The organism is Ruegeria hyattellae (assembly GCF_041537925.1).
Lineage (GTDB): Bacteria > Pseudomonadota > Alphaproteobacteria > Rhodobacterales > Rhodobacteraceae > Ruegeria_C.
Window position 1 is genome coordinate 122,918 of sequence record NZ_JBGOSH010000003.1, and the last position, 15,395, is coordinate 138,312.

At 60.5% G+C, this 15,395-nt stretch carries 16 protein-coding genes; 7 read left to right on the forward strand and 9 right to left on the reverse strand.

The window, feature by feature from the left end; genetic code table 11:
* Positions 1 to 55: 55 nt before the first annotated feature.
* The gene (locus AB1E33_RS08050; protein ID WP_372576752.1) at positions 56 to 916 is read left to right on the forward strand and encodes an N-formylglutamate amidohydrolase; all 861 of its coding nucleotides are present in this window, start codon (positions 56 to 58) and stop codon (positions 914 to 916) included.
* Between the two features lie 68 nt (positions 917 to 984).
* On the forward strand, positions 985 to 2,148 hold the full coding sequence (locus tag AB1E33_RS08055) for an adenylate/guanylate cyclase domain-containing protein (protein WP_372576753.1): 1,164 nt from the start codon (positions 985 to 987) through the stop codon (positions 2,146 to 2,148).
* A 1-nt stretch (position 2,149) separates the two neighbouring features.
* Here the strand turns inward: AB1E33_RS08055 and AB1E33_RS08060 are convergent, their stop codons facing one another.
* Positions 2,150 to 3,403: a DNA polymerase IV gene (locus tag AB1E33_RS08060; RefSeq protein WP_372576754.1), complete on the reverse strand. Its 1,254-nt coding sequence runs from the start codon at positions 3,401 to 3,403 to the stop codon at positions 2,150 to 2,152.
* Between the two features lie 95 nt (positions 3,404 to 3,498).
* On the opposite strand from AB1E33_RS08060, the gene AB1E33_RS08065 reads away from it, so the two are divergent.
* Complete coding sequence (locus tag AB1E33_RS08065) at positions 3,499 to 3,918, forward strand: NUDIX hydrolase (protein WP_372576755.1); 420 nt, start codon at positions 3,499 to 3,501, stop codon at positions 3,916 to 3,918.
* Positions 3,919 to 4,115: 197 nt separating this feature from the next.
* On the opposite strand, the gene pyrF is transcribed toward AB1E33_RS08065, so the two are convergent.
* A complete protein-coding gene (gene pyrF / locus AB1E33_RS08070) occupies positions 4,116 to 4,832 on the reverse strand; it encodes an orotidine-5'-phosphate decarboxylase (RefSeq protein WP_372576756.1) in 717 nt (238 codons plus the stop codon).
* Between the two features lie 156 nt (positions 4,833 to 4,988).
* Positions 4,989 to 5,330, reverse strand: coding sequence for a 5-carboxymethyl-2-hydroxymuconate Delta-isomerase (locus tag AB1E33_RS08075; protein ID WP_372576757.1), 342 nt, complete (start codon positions 5,328 to 5,330; stop codon positions 4,989 to 4,991).
* Between the two features lie 281 nt (positions 5,331 to 5,611).
* On the opposite strand from AB1E33_RS08075, the gene clpB reads away from it, so the two are divergent.
* Complete coding sequence (gene clpB / locus AB1E33_RS08080) at positions 5,612 to 8,230, forward strand: ATP-dependent chaperone ClpB (RefSeq protein ID WP_372576758.1); 2,619 nt, start codon at positions 5,612 to 5,614, stop codon at positions 8,228 to 8,230.
* Positions 8,231 to 8,310: 80 nt separating this feature from the next.
* Here clpB and AB1E33_RS08085 read toward each other — a convergent pair whose 3' ends face one another.
* From AB1E33_RS08085 to AB1E33_RS08095, 3 genes are all read right to left on the reverse strand, one after another.
* On the reverse strand, positions 8,311 to 8,679 hold the full coding sequence (locus AB1E33_RS08085) for a hypothetical protein (RefSeq protein ID WP_372576759.1): 369 nt from the start codon (positions 8,677 to 8,679) through the stop codon (positions 8,311 to 8,313).
* A gap of 53 nt (positions 8,680 to 8,732) precedes the next feature.
* Entirely contained in the window at positions 8,733 to 8,954 is a 222-nt protein-coding gene (locus AB1E33_RS08090) for a YMGG-like glycine zipper-containing protein (RefSeq protein WP_372576760.1), read from the reverse strand.
* 214 nt (positions 8,955 to 9,168) lie between these two features.
* Complete coding sequence (locus tag AB1E33_RS08095) at positions 9,169 to 9,936, reverse strand: DUF1013 domain-containing protein (protein ID WP_372576761.1); 768 nt, start codon at positions 9,934 to 9,936, stop codon at positions 9,169 to 9,171.
* 131 nt (positions 9,937 to 10,067) lie between these two features.
* Here AB1E33_RS08095 and AB1E33_RS08100 point away from each other — a divergent pair, with 131 nt between their 5' ends.
* The gene (locus AB1E33_RS08100) at positions 10,068 to 10,697 is read left to right on the forward strand and encodes a ribonuclease T2 family protein (protein ID WP_372576762.1); all 630 of its coding nucleotides are present in this window, start codon (positions 10,068 to 10,070) and stop codon (positions 10,695 to 10,697) included.
* A 2-nt stretch (positions 10,698 to 10,699) separates the two neighbouring features.
* On the opposite strand, the gene AB1E33_RS08105 is transcribed toward AB1E33_RS08100, so the two are convergent.
* From AB1E33_RS08105 to AB1E33_RS08115, 3 genes are all read right to left on the reverse strand, one after another.
* Positions 10,700 to 11,197, reverse strand: a complete 498-nt coding sequence (locus AB1E33_RS08105; protein ID WP_372576763.1) for a hypothetical protein — start codon at positions 11,195 to 11,197, stop codon at positions 10,700 to 10,702.
* Positions 11,198 to 11,318: 121 nt separating this feature from the next.
* Positions 11,319 to 12,347, reverse strand: a complete 1,029-nt coding sequence (locus AB1E33_RS08110; protein WP_372577262.1) for a permease — start codon at positions 12,345 to 12,347, stop codon at positions 11,319 to 11,321.
* Entirely contained in the window at positions 12,340 to 12,648 is a 309-nt protein-coding gene (locus tag AB1E33_RS08115) for an ArsR/SmtB family transcription factor (protein WP_372576764.1), read from the reverse strand. The genes AB1E33_RS08110 and AB1E33_RS08115 overlap by 8 nt, the downstream gene beginning before the upstream one ends.
* A gap of 130 nt (positions 12,649 to 12,778) precedes the next feature.
* On the opposite strand from AB1E33_RS08115, the gene AB1E33_RS08120 reads away from it, so the two are divergent.
* Entirely contained in the window at positions 12,779 to 13,732 is a 954-nt protein-coding gene (locus tag AB1E33_RS08120; RefSeq protein WP_372576765.1) for a class I SAM-dependent methyltransferase, read from the forward strand.
* 55 nt (positions 13,733 to 13,787) lie between these two features.
* The gene (pdxR, locus tag AB1E33_RS08125; protein ID WP_372576766.1) at positions 13,788 to 15,254 is read left to right on the forward strand and encodes a MocR-like pyridoxine biosynthesis transcription factor PdxR; all 1,467 of its coding nucleotides are present in this window, start codon (positions 13,788 to 13,790) and stop codon (positions 15,252 to 15,254) included.
* Positions 15,255 to 15,395 lie beyond the last annotated feature (141 nt).

Sequence of the window (15,395 nt, forward strand, 5' to 3'; positions counted from 1 at the left end):
AGGGCTTTTGAAAGAACTCTTTTACGGTTTATGTATTCGGTAACAAGGAGCGCCGATGAACGACACAGCATATTACCTTTCCGAGCCCAAATTCCGCTCGTCCTGCGTCGTTTTTGCCTCTCCGCATAGCGGCAGCGACTATTCCCTGGACTTCTTGCGACAGTCGGTACTGGACCGACACGCGATTCGGTCTTCCGAGGATGCCTATGTCGACCTTCTTTTTGATGCGGCACCAGATCTTGGCGCGCCGTTGCTGAAGGCGGCGGCTCCACGCGCCTACATCGACCTCAATCGCGGTGTGGACGAACTGGACCCGGCGGTGATCGAAGGCGCCAGGCGGCAGGGCCACAATCCGCGTGTCACCTCGGGTCTGGGGGTCATTCCCCGTGTCGTTGCCAATGGACGGGCGATCTATCGCGGCAAGCTGCCCTATCGCGAGGCGCAGCGCCGGATCGAGTGTCACTGGCACCCCTATCACGCACGGTTGCAGGCGCTGCTGGAAGGCTCGCGCGACCGCTTCGGTCAGGCGATTCTGGTCGATTGCCATTCGATGCCGCGCGAAGCGCTGGATGGTATCACCCGGCGCGGGCAGCCGCGACCGGAGATCGTTCTGGGCGACCGTTTTGGCGCTTCCGCCGGCAGCCATATCGTCGATCAGGTCGAAGCGGCGTTCACCGCCGCAGGTCTGACCGTGTCACGCAACACGCCTTTTGCCGGCGCTTATGTCACTCAGACCTATGGCCGCCCGTCGCGTCAGCAACATGCCATCCAGGTCGAGATCGACCGTTCGCTTTACATGGACGAGACGCATATCCGCCCCAATCACCAATTCGCCGCGTTTCGCCGCGTCCTGCGTGGCGTGATCGCCGATATCGCAGCCATCGGAACCGACAGGACACAATTGGCGGCAGAATAATCAGCACAGCACAGTTTTGACCTATGCGCCCGTTCCGGCCTAACCTGATCTGAAGTCAGGGGGCGATCTTGAAATCCCGACAGACCATGACCGGCAATGCGACAACCAGCGCCCCCGAGGGCGCGGCGGTGGGGGTGCGTGCAGGTATGTCCGCAGGCGGGGCTGCGACGATTGCCGCCTTTGCCTCGCTTGTGACCTGTTATGTCGGAGTGGTGCTGGAGGCGCTGTTCGGGATCGAGGGCATGGCCTTCAATCCGCATTTGCAGGCGGTGCTAATGTGGGCGCTGGCCCTTGTCGCCACTGGGTTTGTGTTCCGGGACCGCGACCGGCATGGCAGCGCCCTGCCCCTTGTCGTCGCAGGTCTTGCCAATATCGTGCTGATCGCAACGCTTTACCTTCACTACGATCATCGGTTCGAGGCCCTGGCCTATGTACTGCTCATCATCGCCACGCTGATGAACCAGAACCTCCTGCTGCGCGTGCTCAACCGCAAGGTCCGGTCCCAGACCGCCGAGATTTCCGAGCTGAATGCCCGGCTGGCAAACAAAGTCGAGCGGCAGGCCGGTCAGATCGGACGGCTTGAACGGCTCAAGGAGTTTCTTGCGCCGCAGATCGCGCAGGCGGTGGTCGATGGCGGGCGCGAGGATCTGCTGCGCACCCATCGCCGCTATATCGCTTGCTTGTTCTGCGACATCCGCAATTTCACGGCCCTGTCCGAGGCGCTGGACCCCGAAGACGTCATCGATATCTTGCAACGCTATCACGACCGCAGCGGCGCGCTGGCGGCCGCCAGCGGCGGCACGATCGGGTTTCGCTCGGGCGACGGGCTTATGATCTATTTCAACGATCCAGTCCCCTGTGATGCGCCGGTCGGTGACGCGGTGAGACTGGCGCTGGAAATCCGAGCAGAGTTTGCTGAGATCTGCGCACCCTGGCGGCGCATGGGCCACGCGGTGGGGATCGGGCTGGGTATCTCCAGCGGTCACGCCACAATGGGGCTGGTTGGCCGCGAGGGGCGCGCCGATTACACTGCCGTGGGCGGCGTGGTGAACATTGCCTCACGCCTGTGCGACGCCGCAGCGCAAGACGAGATTCTGATCAGCCAGCGGGCCTTCATGGATGTCGAGGGCCATCTGTCGGTGGAGCCGGTGGGAGGCCTGACGTTGAAAGGGATCGCCAATCCGGTAGAGGCCTACCGCGTGCTTGACCTGCAAGACCCCGGCGCAGACTGAATCACCGCAGAGCGCGGCCCTTGACGATCGCATCCGAGCCGAACCGTCTGCGGATATCATCCGTGGCCCGCTCGGCCCCCGATCTTTGCGTGGCGCCGGGATCTAGCAGATCGCCGGATTTGTCGGCTTCTTCCTCGGAACACAGATCCGACAGCCCACAGCCCAGCAGCCGGTACGGACCACGGTCGCCAAGTTGATCGAACAACGCCCGCGCTTGTCGATAAATCGTATCCGCCATCTGGGTGGCGTCGCGCAGCGACACACGGCGGGTCAGAATCTTGTGGTTCGATTGCTTGAGCTTCAGCGTCACCACGCGCCCTGCCAGCTCGCGCGCCTTGGCCCGGCCCGAGACCTTTTCGGCCATCCGCCACAAATGCCCGTCCAGCACATCCGGATTTGCAGTGTCTTCGAAAAACGTCGTCTCGTTGCTTATCGACTTGATCGGATCATGGGCCGATACCCGGCGCTTGTCCTGCCCCCTTGCCAGATGCCAGAGACGGTAGCCCATCGATCCGAAGCGTGCGGTCAGCGCCTCCTGATCCCAGCGCAGTAGGTCGGCAAAGGTGCGGATACCGGCCTTTTCCAGCGACTCCTGCCCAGCCGGGCCGATCCCCCAGATCAACCGGACGGGCCTGTCGTGCAGGAACGCCGCCGTCTCGGCCTTGCCGATCACCGAAAACCCGCGTGGTTTGTCGAGATCCGACGCTACCTTGGCCAGGAACTTGTTGTGGCTCAGCCCGATCGATCCGGTCAGGCCCAGTTCATCCTTCATGCGCTTCACCAGACGCGCCAGCATCAGTGCGGGCGGCGCGCCATGCAGCCGTTCGGTGCCGCCGAGATCCATGAACGCCTCGTCCAGCGATAGCGGTTCGACCACCGGCGTCAGTTCATCCATCATCGCACGGATCTGTTTCGAAGCCTCGGCATAGGCCGACATGCGCGGCTTGATCACCACCGCATCGGGGCAGAGCGCCAGCGCCTTGAACATCGGCATCGCCGACCGGACCCCCCGGATGCGCGCCACGTAACAGGCGGTTGAGACAACGCCCCGTTTGCCGCCGCCGATAATCACCGGCCTGTCGGCAAGTTCGGGATTGTCGCGCTTTTCGACCGATGCGTAGAAAGCGTCGCAATCCATATGTGCAATGGTCAGATCAAAAAGCTCGGGATGCACCTTGACCCTCGGGCTGCCGCAGTTCGGGCAGCGACGTTGGGTTTCCAGCACGGACAGGCAATCTCGGCACAGGGCAGGCATGGGCGCAACCTACTCTTGTCCGCGCAACAGTGGAAGATGTTGGCGCGCGCCTTTTCCCGTGTCAGTTTGGCTCGGTTAGCAAAGGTGGGAACGCAATGTCTAGTTTTCGTGGTGCAAAACTGGCCCTGTTTCTGGGCCCGGACCTGGTTGTCATCCAGCGCGACGACTATGCCCATATCCCCTATCCGGGTTGCTGGGATTTCCCCGGCGGCGGCAGGGAAGGCAACGAAACGCCCGAAGCCTGCGCGCTGCGGGAAACGCGGGAAGAGGTGAACCTGTCCCTGTCGGCAAGCGATTTGATCTGGTCGCGGCGATACGGTCCCAACTGGTTCTTTGTCACGCGGCTGGGCAAACAGCGGATTGCCGACATTCGGCTAGGGAGTGAAGGGCAAAGCTGGCGCCTGATGGCGCCGGAGGCCTATCTATCACATCCCAAAGGCATTTCCCTGTTCAAGACACGGCTGCAGGACTACCTGACAGAGACGCAGACAGGGCGAATTGGCCCGCCGTTTTGACCCCTCTCAAGAAAGACCCCCCGCGAAGCTGGCGGGGGGAGGTAACGAACCACAGGAAGATGAAGGTCCGTTGGGGAGTGTCTCAAGCTGAGAGTCACCCAGAATTCCGGAATTCCCAAGCAGATTATTGCAGGAGGTGCAAATAGGCCTCGAGAATGTGCCTTTCCGGGCACATCATACTTTGGTGGGTAGGCCGGTCAGCGATTGGGCTTTTGGGCTTGCGGGCTGTTGAGTTCGGAAAGGATATCCAGAACCGCCTGCTGCGGATTCTCCGCCTGCCAGACCGGCCGTCCGACCACGATGTGATCGGCACCATCCGCCACCGCATTCGCCGGTGTCGCCACCCGTTTCTGGTCGCCCAGGTCGGCACAGGCGGGGCGCACGCCCGGCGTCACGATCAGACGCCCTTCGGCCTCGGGCAACGCGCGGATCGCCGCTGCCTCCTGTGGCGAGGCAATGACGCCATCCGCACCCGCCGCGAAGGCGTTTGCGGCGCGTTCGACGACCATGTCGCTGACCGCGCCCGGTTTCAGCAGCGCGCCGTCAAGATCGGCCCGGTCCAGCGAGGTAAGGATAGTGACGGCAAGGATTTTCAGGTCCTTGCCCGCCGCGCCTTCCTTGGCGGCGCGTACCACGTAGGGGTCGCCATGCACGGTCAGGAAATCCAGATCGAACTGCGCCAGACCCCGGACCGCGTTTTCGACCGTCGCGCCGATATCGAACAGCTTCATGTCCAGAAAAATGCGCTTGCCATGTTCCTGTTTCAGCTCGTTGGCAAGGGCCAGCCCGCCGCCGGTCAGCATGCCTAGACCGATCTTATAGAACGACACCGCATCGCCGATCTCTTCGGCCAGCTTCAGCCCCGCCAGCGCATCGGGGACATCAAGGGCGACAATCAGGCGGTCATCGGACATTGGGAAACTCCTTGCTCCGGCCCTACTAAAGGCACAGGCCCAGACCGGCAAGGTCCTTAACCAAAGATGCGCGCGCACTTTCCCGGAGCGAGGAACCCAAGCAAATTGGTCTCAAATGCATAACCCTCATCAAGGTGCTGGCATTGCCAGCGGTTCTTACTGCAATTGCTTGGCGTAAGACGCGCGGGTCATCTCCAAGTCTTGAACGGTTATGCTTCCGACCTCAGGCATCGCTTGAGAAACAACCTCAACTATCGTCTGGTTGAGGCGCGTCCGGGTGACTTCATCGCGACCCTCCATCAACAAGAGTGTAGCATGGACAAATGTCTGAGGGTCGGTCCCGATCCGGAAGAACTCGACTGGTTTTGCGCGAATTTTTATGGTCGGCGGATCGAAAACGTCCTGCTCTGAAAGAACCACAAACAACCGCTCGCATAGCGCTTGGATGTCGAAGGTCTGCTCAAGGCCAGTCGAAAACTCAATCGAAACGTGAGGCATGCAAGTTCCTTTTCCTGTCACAGGCTTCAGCTTGGGCTGACCTGCTTTCGACACGTTATGCCGTTAGAATCTCCGAGCGTGAACATCAGAAACGGTACATCCGCAGTTGCAGCATGCCACGCTTACCTTTCAGTGCTCCATGGTAGGGCAAGGCATTCGATTTCGTCTTCACAGCCTCTTGAAGCCGTTGCGATATTTCCCAAATATCTAGCAAGGCCCAAACCGTAGCGTGCCGCCAAGCGGGCGCTGCAAGAACCGGGCGCTTGGAAAAGGAGAACAATATGGACTTGAACAAGTTCACCGAGCGGGCACGAGGTTTCGTGCAGGCCGCTCAGACCATTGCAATTCGCGAAGGTCACCAGAGGCTCACGCCCGAGCATATTCTCAAGGCATTGATGGATGACGACCAAGGGCTTGCCAGCAACCTGATCACCCGTTCCGGGGGCAATCCCGGTCGCGTGGCCGAGGCGCTGGAACTCAGCCTTTCGAAACAGCCCAAGGTCAGCGGCGATGCCGCACAGGTCTATCTGGACGGTCAGACTGGTAAGGTGTTGGCCGAGGCGGAAAAAATCGCGAAAAAGGCAGGCGACAGCTTTGTGCCGGTCGAGCGGGTCCTGATGGCGCTGTGCATGGTGAAATCCAATGCCAAGGACGCTCTGGAGGCGGGGCATGTTTCGGCCCAATCGCTGAACGAGGCGATCAACGATATCCGCAAGGGCCGGACCGCCGACAGCGCCAGCGCCGAGGATGGCTATGACGCGCTCAAGAAATACGCGCGCGACCTGACCGAGGCTGCTGCCGAAGGCAAGATTGACCCGATTATCGGGCGGGATGAGGAAATCCGCCGCTCGATGCAGGTTCTGTCGCGCCGCACCAAGAACAACCCGGTTCTGATCGGGGAACCCGGCGTGGGCAAAACCGCGATTGCCGAGGGCATGGCCCTGCGCATCATCAATGGTGACGTGCCGGAATCGCTCAAGGACAAGAAGCTGCTGGCGCTTGACATGGGTGCGCTGATCGCCGGTGCCAAATACCGTGGCGAGTTCGAGGAACGCCTTAAGGCCGTTCTGACCGAGGTCACCGAAGCCGCTGGTGAGATCATCCTGTTCATCGACGAGATGCACACGCTGGTGGGTGCCGGGAAATCCGACGGAGCAATGGATGCCGCCAACCTGATCAAACCGGCGCTGGCCCGGGGTGAGCTGCATTGTATCGGTGCCACCACGCTGGATGAGTATCGCAAATACGTCGAAAAAGACGCCGCGCTCGCGCGCCGGTTTCAGCCCGTTCTGGTCACTGAACCGACGGTCGAAGACACGATCAGCATCCTGCGCGGCATCAAGGAAAAATACGAACTGCACCATGGCGTGCGCATCTCGGACTCGGCGCTGGTCTCGGCGGCGACCCTGTCGCACCGCTATATCACCGACCGGTTCCTGCCCGACAAGGCGATCGACCTTGTCGACGAGGCCGCGTCGCGGCTGCGGATGGAGGTGGATTCCAAACCCGAAGAACTCGACCAGCTGGACCGCCAGATCCTGCAGATGCAGATCGAGGAAGAGGCGCTGAAGCTGGAAGATGACGCGGCATCCAAGGATCGTCTGGAAACCCTGCAAAAGGATCTGGCCGATCTGCAGGAGAAATCCGCCGAGATGACCGCGCAATGGCAGGCTGAACGCGACAAGCTGGCTGGCGCGCGCGATCTGAAGGAACAGCTCGACAAGGCGCGCGCCGATCTGGAGATCGCCAAGCGCGAGGGCAACCTCGCCAAGGCCGGAGAGCTGTCTTATGGCGTCATCCCGGAGCTTGAGAAAAAGCTGACCGATGCCGAAAGCCACGAAAGCAACGCCATGATGGCCGAGGAAACCGTGCGACCGACGCAGATCGCTGCGGTGGTGGAACGCTGGACCGGGATCCCGACCGCCAAGATGCTGGAAGGCGAGCGCGAAAAGCTGCTACGGATGGAGGATGACCTGCACGCCCGCGTGATCGGCCAGAATGCCGCCGTAACCGCCGTGGCAAACGCGGTGCGCCGGGCGCGTGCGGGGCTGAATGACGAAGGTCGGCCATTGGGTTCGTTCCTGTTCCTCGGGCCGACTGGTGTCGGCAAGACCGAGCTGACCAAGGCGGTGGCAAATTTCCTCTTTGACGACGACAACGCGATGGTGCGCATCGACATGTCGGAATTCATGGAGAAACACAGCGTCGCGCGCCTGATCGGTGCCCCTCCGGGTTATGTCGGGTATGACGAAGGTGGCGTGTTGACCGAAGCAGTCCGCCGCCGCCCGTACCAGGTCGTGCTGTTCGACGAGGTCGAGAAGGCGCACCCGGATGTGTTCAATGTGCTGTTGCAGGTGCTGGATGACGGCGTGCTGACCGACGGTCAGGGCCGCACTGTGGACTTCAAACAGACGCTGATCATCCTGACATCGAACCTAGGCTCGCAGGCGCTCAGCCAGTTACCCGAGGGAGCCGATGCCTCGGACGCGCGGCGCGATGTGATGGATGCGGTGCGGGCACATTTCCGCCCCGAATTCCTGAACCGTCTGGATGAAACGATCATCTTCGACCGACTCAAACGGGCCGATATGGACGGGATCGTCGATATTCAGATCGCGCGGCTCAAGAAACGTCTGGCAAGTCGCAAGATCGAGTTGGCCATGGATGAGGGTGCGCGGGAATGGCTTGCCAACGAGGGCTATGACCCAGTCTTCGGCGCACGGCCGCTGAAGCGGGTGATCCAGCGGGCGCTGCAGAACCCACTGGCCGAAGCCCTTCTTGCTGGTGAGATCATGGATGGCGACACCGTCCCGGTCACTTCGGGACCTGACGGGTTGATCATCGGCGACCGGCTGGGGACCTCTGAGCGCCCGCGCCCGGATGATGCCGTGGTCCACTGACGCTGGCGGGAATATCCCCGCCGATCAAATGAAACGAGCCCGCCATTTTGGCGGGCTCGTTGTTTCTGGCCGCCTCGGGTTCAAAGCCCCAGCGCCACTTTCACCGCATTGTCGACCACACCGGCCAGCAGCGCGTTCTCGTCTGCCGAACACCCGGCTTCCAAGGCTTCGACAAAGGCGGCATGCAACTGCGCCGCATCATCCTCGCTATCGGAAAAGGCGGTAATGTCTATCTGCCGGTTATAGAGCGAAACGGCGGTCATTTTTCCGACCACGTCATACACGAAAGCCTCGTCGCGATGACCCTTTTCGACGACGCTGGCGCAGCTATGGTGCATGACCGGAAGCGCAGCCTGCACCATTGCGTCGGCCTCTTCATCGGCGCTGGCGGCGATGGGGGCCATCAGCAGGGCCACAAGCATCGTGTTGGTAATTCTGTTTCTGGACATCAAGGAGAAACTCCCAAGCTTGTTTGCCCTTGTCAGGGCCAAATACTGGCAGATCATTTCGTGTTGGCGCCAATAACGGCACCCAGAATGGCTCCTGCAGCGGCCCCGCGACCCTTGCCGATCAGCGCCCCGACACCAGCCCCGATCAGCGCGCCCTTGATTGCGTCATCGGTCTTTTTCTTGTGGTCCGCCTGAGCCTCGGAGATCGGCATCGCGGCCAGCATCGCTGCCGCAAGCCCGATCAGCACACCTCTGTACAATCTGGCCAATCTCATTCTTGGCGTCCTCCTCAAGACGGGTTTCCCGCGATGCGGTGCAATTCGGAGACAGTTCAACGCATGCGCCCATGCGGGTCAAGCCCCGCAACACCCGCTCAGGTTGTAGCGAATTTTACTGAAGCCGACCATGACCGCCCGGACGAACACACTCACGGCAACAAAAAAAGCCACCGGTCGTCCCGGTGGCTTTTTGTTCGTCATTGTCCAGATTTCAGTAGCGCGGATCGTCGCTATTGTCTTCTTCTTCCTCTTCCTCGTCGTTATTGGGAAGGTTGAAGAAGCTGTCAGCGTCGACGATCGGCTCTTCTTTTTTCTCTTCTGGGGCGCTGCCCAACGTGAAGGTTTCAAGCCCTTCGATCGCGGTCGGGATGCGGGGCTCGGCATCCATTTCGAGCGATTGTTCGGTCGATACCAGCTTGCGGCGTTCGTCGTCGCTCATCACGCCACCTTCGGCAGCCTTCTTGGCGGCGGCCTTCTGAACGATCGCATCCAGCTCGGATTGCTTGCACAGCCCCAATGCAACCGGGTCGATCGGCTGAATGTTGGAAATGTTCCAATGGGTCCGCTCTCGGATCGCCTGAATGGTCGGTTTGGTAGTGCCTACGAGTTTCGAGATTTGACCGTCGCTCAGCTCGGGGTGGAACTTCACCAGCCAAAGAATCGAGGCTGGGCGGTCCTGACGTTTGCTGAGCGGGGTGTAACGCGGGCCACGACGCTTTTCCTCGCCCGAGGCGGCCGGGTTGAACTTGAGCTTGAGCCGGTACAGCGGGTTCGACTGTGCCTTGTCGATCTCTTCCTGGGTCAGTTGGTTGTTGGCGATGGGGTCAAAGCCTTTGACACCGGCAGCCACGTCGCCATCAGCGATGCCCTGAATTTCCAGCTCGTGCATGCCCACGAAATCCGCGATCTGCTTGAAACTGATCGTGGTGTTGTCCACCAGCCATACGGCGGTCGCCTTGGCCATCAGAGGTTTCGACATGAGCGTGTCTCCTTAGAATACATCTTTCCCGTCGCCGGAATTCGGCGGCCCAGGTTGCCCTTGGGCAGGTTTCCGTTGTCGGGGAACTTGGCCAGTATATAGTCGCGGTATTGCAATAAGGGAAGAGCCGAATGCGCTGGTTTCTCGTCTGGTGCCTGAGCGCCGTTCCACTGCTTGCCGAGGGCGAGAAGGCGGGTGAGTTCGACTATTACGTCCTGTCGCTGAGCTGGTCGCCGAACTGGTGTGCGCGCGAGGGCGATGCGCGCGGGGCGGACCAATGCGATGCCGCGCAGGATCATGGCTGGATCCTGCACGGGCTCTGGCCGCAATTCCATCTGGGTTGGCCATCTTACTGCCGCACGACCCACGCGCCACCGTCGCGCGGAATGACGCGGGAAATGTCAGATATTCAAGGCAGTTCCGGGCTGGCCTGGCATCAATGGAAGAAGCACGGCACCTGTTCGGGCCTGACTGCGGCACAGTATTTCGATCTGTCCCGGCAGGCCTACGGCGCAATCACGCGCCCGCCGGTCTTTCGCAAACTGGATCAGTCGGTCACCCTGCCCGCCACGGTGGTGGAAGAGGCCTTCCTGCAAGCCAACCCGGCGCTGGAGCGTGACATGATCACGATCACCTGCCGCGACGGCTTTATCGAGGAGGCGCGCCTGTGCATGTCGAAATCGCTGGAGCCGGTGCCTTGTGGTCGCGACGTGATCCACGATTGCCGCGCAAAGGACGCGCAGTTCGACCCGATTCGCTGATCTCAGCCCTGCTGATCCTGGCATTTGCGCGCATATTCCAGCGCCTTGCCGGTTCCGGCCAGATCAATTGCCATCACCTCCTGCCCGGTTGCGCCATAGACCGTCATGACCTTGCGCTTGGCGATTGCGTCGACAAAGCTGCGGTCAGTGAAGAAGACCACCGCGCCGGGAATGCCGTCGGTTTTCAAACCGATCGCATTGGCATCGAATTTCTGCCCATCCAGGTCGAACTCGATCGGATAGGTCTCGCCCTTCTTGATCTGTCCCCAATCCTTGCTGATCACGGTGAAATAGCCCCGGTTTTGGGTCGCATCATAGCCCAGCCGCACGATCGAGAAGTCCTGATATACAGTCTGGATCAGGCAGCCATTTCCAAAGGCCGGATCGACCATCACGTTCCAGCCATGTACGAAGCCTTTGTCGATCAACCCCTGCGCCAGCGCCGGCCCGGACCAAAGGCACAGAGACAGAATTGCGGCCAGTGAACTCAGTCGTCTCATGAAGATCATCCCTTTTCGGATTGGCAGATAAGGTGCCTGCCAATTGTGGACCTGAAACCCCCTGATTTCAAATGCAAAAGGGCGCCCTGTGGCGCCCTTTCGAGTGGTTTTATGCGCGGCCTCAGACCATCTGGAACAAGATCCCCGCAAGAACCGCACCCAGAACGCCAAGACCTAGATAAGCGGCAAAGACCCGTGGTTTGACCAAGGACCAGACTGCCGCCATCGCCGGGATGGAGCTAACCGCCCCTGCGATCATGAAGGCCATCGCTGCCCCCGCGCTCATGCCCTGTTCCATCAGCCCCGCCAGCAGCGGTGGCGCGACGTAGGAGTTAAGATAGGCGGGCATGCCCACCAGAGCTGCGGTAGCAATCGGGATCACACCCTCGCCGCCAACGACCTGCGCGATCAGATTGGCCGGCACGTAGCTGACCAACAGCGCCTCAAGCACATAGGCCAGCGACAGCCATTTCAGCAAAAAGAGACCGTTGGTGGCGAATTCCAAGCGGAACCGCGACCGGCGCTCTGCTGTCTGCCAAAACTGCCAGACCGGAGTTTCTGCTTTGTTAGAGCCACATCCACAGCCGGGTGGTGTATAGGTCCTAAGCGGTTGGGCAAAGGCTCCACTCCGCATCAGGGCCTTGATCGCGAACCCACCGAACAGGCCCAGTGCCACCGCAGCGACAGCCTTGCCTATTGCAAAAGGCCAGCCAAGCGCGCCCGCCGTGATAAGCAGGGTGGGCGGGTCGATCAGCGGCGAGCTGAGCCAGAAGGCCATCACCGCAGACAATGGTGCGCCAAGCGCCAGCAGACCGGCGATAAACGGAATGACCTCGCAGGAGCAGAAAGGCGCAAGCCCACCGAACACGGCCGCCAGCAGGATCATGCGGGTTTCGCGCCCCTCGAAGGCTTTTGCCACCAGCACCTCGGCACCTGTGGCCTTGAGATAGGCCAGCAGCAACACGGCGAACAGGATATAGGGCGCAGTATTTGCCAATGCACCAATGGCAAACCGTATCACCGTTTCGAAGTTGCCCGGGTCCAGCGCCAAAACCGCCAACAGGATCAGCACGATCAGCGTCCAGGGCGTTTTCAGATGCTGCAGCCGAATGCGGCGCCCAGGGCGTGGGCTCTGTGTAAGATCAGCCATCATTTGCCACCTTCTTCAGATCGTCCGCACAACATTCGGCGAGAATGAAGTCGGCGAGGTTTCGTAACTGGTCATAACAGGCTCTGTTTATGGTATTTCGGCCCATTTTCTTCTGTTCTACCACACCACCCGCGGTCAAGAATTTCAGGTGGTGGGCGAGGGTTGACGGGGCAATCCCAGTGCGGTCGCGTATCTCGCCCACGGTCAAACCGGTCTCGCCCGCCCTCACGAGGGTCCTGAGCACCTTCAGCCGGGCCTCGGACCCCATCGCGGCAAAACCGGTCGCTGCTGTTTCCCACATTTTCCGAATCTCCATTAAACTAGTTTTATAGTTATATTTGACACAACCTGCCGTCAAGCCCCTTGACCAAGGGCTTTGATTGATCCGGTTTTACTGTAACGTCACAGAGAGTTGAGGGGCGGAGGATCAGATGCCGAGCGAAAGACCATTCAAACTCCTACATGCGGCACTGCGCATGGACGAGGCGCTGGAAAAGCTGCAGGCGGCGCAGGAGGATTTGGAAAAGACCCGCTCCAAGCTGCAGAAACAGGAAAAGCAGATCACCGAGCTGATCACGTCGGCCCTGGGCCAGAAAGGGGTTGCCTCGAACAGCCTGCTGGTCTCGACCCGGCACAAATTCCGGTCGCTGCAGCAGACGCTGACCGGATTTCAGAAGGGGTTCGAAGATCGGCTCAAAACCCTGCGCGCCCGGCTGGACGGATTCGAGGATCTGCTGCACTCTCATAACCGCAACGAGGCCGCGCTGGAAGTCGAGCGCAGCACCCAGCTGCAGATGGCGTCGGCGCTGCAAAAGACCCTTCAGGGCCTGATCGACGAACGTGTCCGCGCCCTGCCCGAGGAGGACCACGAAAGCAGCTTTGTGCTGCCCGAGGTATCCCACGGCTATATCCCGCACCCGCTCGACGGCTTTGTGCGGCAGTTGATTGTCGTCGATCAGATGCTGACCCATGACCCCGATTTCTTTGCCCCGGGCGAACCCTATCGCCCGATATCGTTCCTTGAGATCGGCTGCGCCACCGGGCGCAATCTGCTAATCGCGAAACTGTCGGGGTTGCTGAACGGGTCTGCCTATGCGGGGTTCGACCTGGACGTCAATCTGATCCGGCGCGGACAAAAGGCGCTGGGACTGAAGGACGACATCTTTGTCGCCGATGCCCTGAGTTTCGATTACGCACCGTATGATGTGATCTTTTCCTACCGGCCCATCCGCGTCCCCGAAATCCAGCGGCAGTTGGAAGAGCGGATGGTTGAAACGCTCAGGCCCGGCGCCTATGTAATCGCGCCTCTGGCCGAAGATCTGGCCTGCTATCCCGACATGGACTGCTTGAACGGGCCGCTTGCGATCTGGAAAAAAAAGAAGTAACCCCAGCGATTAAGTCCAGATTGCACCCGCGCTCGGTCCAGTTTAGGGTCGCGCCATGGGGATCGCCGTAGACACATTCTTTCTCAAGCCCGATGCACAGGGCACCTTGCAGGCCCAGATTCAGCAGATGATCGCCGAGGGCATTCTGCTGGGCCGCTTCCGCGTGGGGGAAAAGCTGCCCTCGTCGCGCAAGTTGGCCGAACATCTGGGCGTCAGCCGGATCACGGTGACCTTGGCCTATACCGAGCTTTTGTCGAACGATTACCTGACCTCGCGCGGGCGGTCGGGATATTTCGTGTCAGAGAATGCACCGGTCCCGCCCTCTTATGCGCCACCAGAACGCGCCGAAGAAAATGTGGACTGGGGCCGAGCGATCGCCCGGCGCTATTCGGGCGGCGACATGCTGCTGAAACCACATGACTGGCGCGACTATAGCTATCCGTTCATCTACGGGCAGACCGACCCGACCCTGTTTGACCATGCCAACTGGCGGCTTTGCGCAGTGCGGGCGCTGGGGCAGAAGGATTTTGCCTCGCTCACTGCCGACTATGCCGATCAGGACGACCCGCTGCTGATCGAGTTCATTGCCCGGCACACCCTGCCCCGCCGGGGCATCACCGCGCGGCCGCAGGAGATCCTGATCACCCTTGGCGCGCAGAATGCACTGTGGCTGGCGGCGCAGGTGTTGCTGAACCACCGGCGCCGGGCAGCGATCGAGAACCCCGGCTATTACGCGCTCAGTGAAATGCTGCGGCGTTTGCCCTGCCAGATCACGCCGCTGAATGTCGATGCGGACGGGTTGCCGCCCGATCTGGTGCCGGACGAGACCGACGTGATATTCACATCCCCCAGCCATCAAAGCCCCACAACCGCGACCATGCCGCTGGAGCGGCGGCGGGACCTGCTGGCGCGAGCGCATGAGATCGACGCGATGATCGTCGAGGACGACTACGATTTCGAGATGGCCTTTGCGGGTGCGCCGTCACCCTCGCTCAAGTCGCTGGATACCGATGGGAGGGTGATCTATGTCGGCAGCTTCTCCAAGTCTTTGTCACCCGGGCTGCGGATTGGCTATATAGTCGGCTCGGAACCCTTCATCCGCGAAGTGCGCGCCCTGCGGATGCTGACCCTGCGCCACCCGCCCGGGCATATTCAGCGCACGGCGGCCTATTTCCTGTCGCTTGGGCATTATGACACTCAGATACGCCGGGTATCCGCCGCGCTGAAACAACGGCGCGAAGCGATGGAGAAGGCTATCGCCGAGCATGGCCTGACCATCGCCGGGCGCGGCGTCTATGGCGGGTCCTCGCTGTGGATGAAGGCCCCCGACGGGGTCGACAGCTATGAATTGTCGCGCCGACTGATAGAGCGCAGCGTTCTTATCGAACCCGGAAAGGTCTTTTTTAGCGGTCCGGATGAACCGACCGAGTATTATCGGCTGGGTTATTCCTCGATTGCGAGCAATAAAGTCGCCACTGGCATCAAATATATTGCTGAAGCCACAAATTTATTCGATTATTGAGACCCATATTATCATTATATTGCAATTGATTGCGATTTTGGACCTAACCGGGGTTGATTTTTGGCCCTAACGGGGTGTCTCAAGACGGCCTAAACCCAACGTCAATTCGCGGCGCCATGCTGCCCATTCTCTTTGCCATCA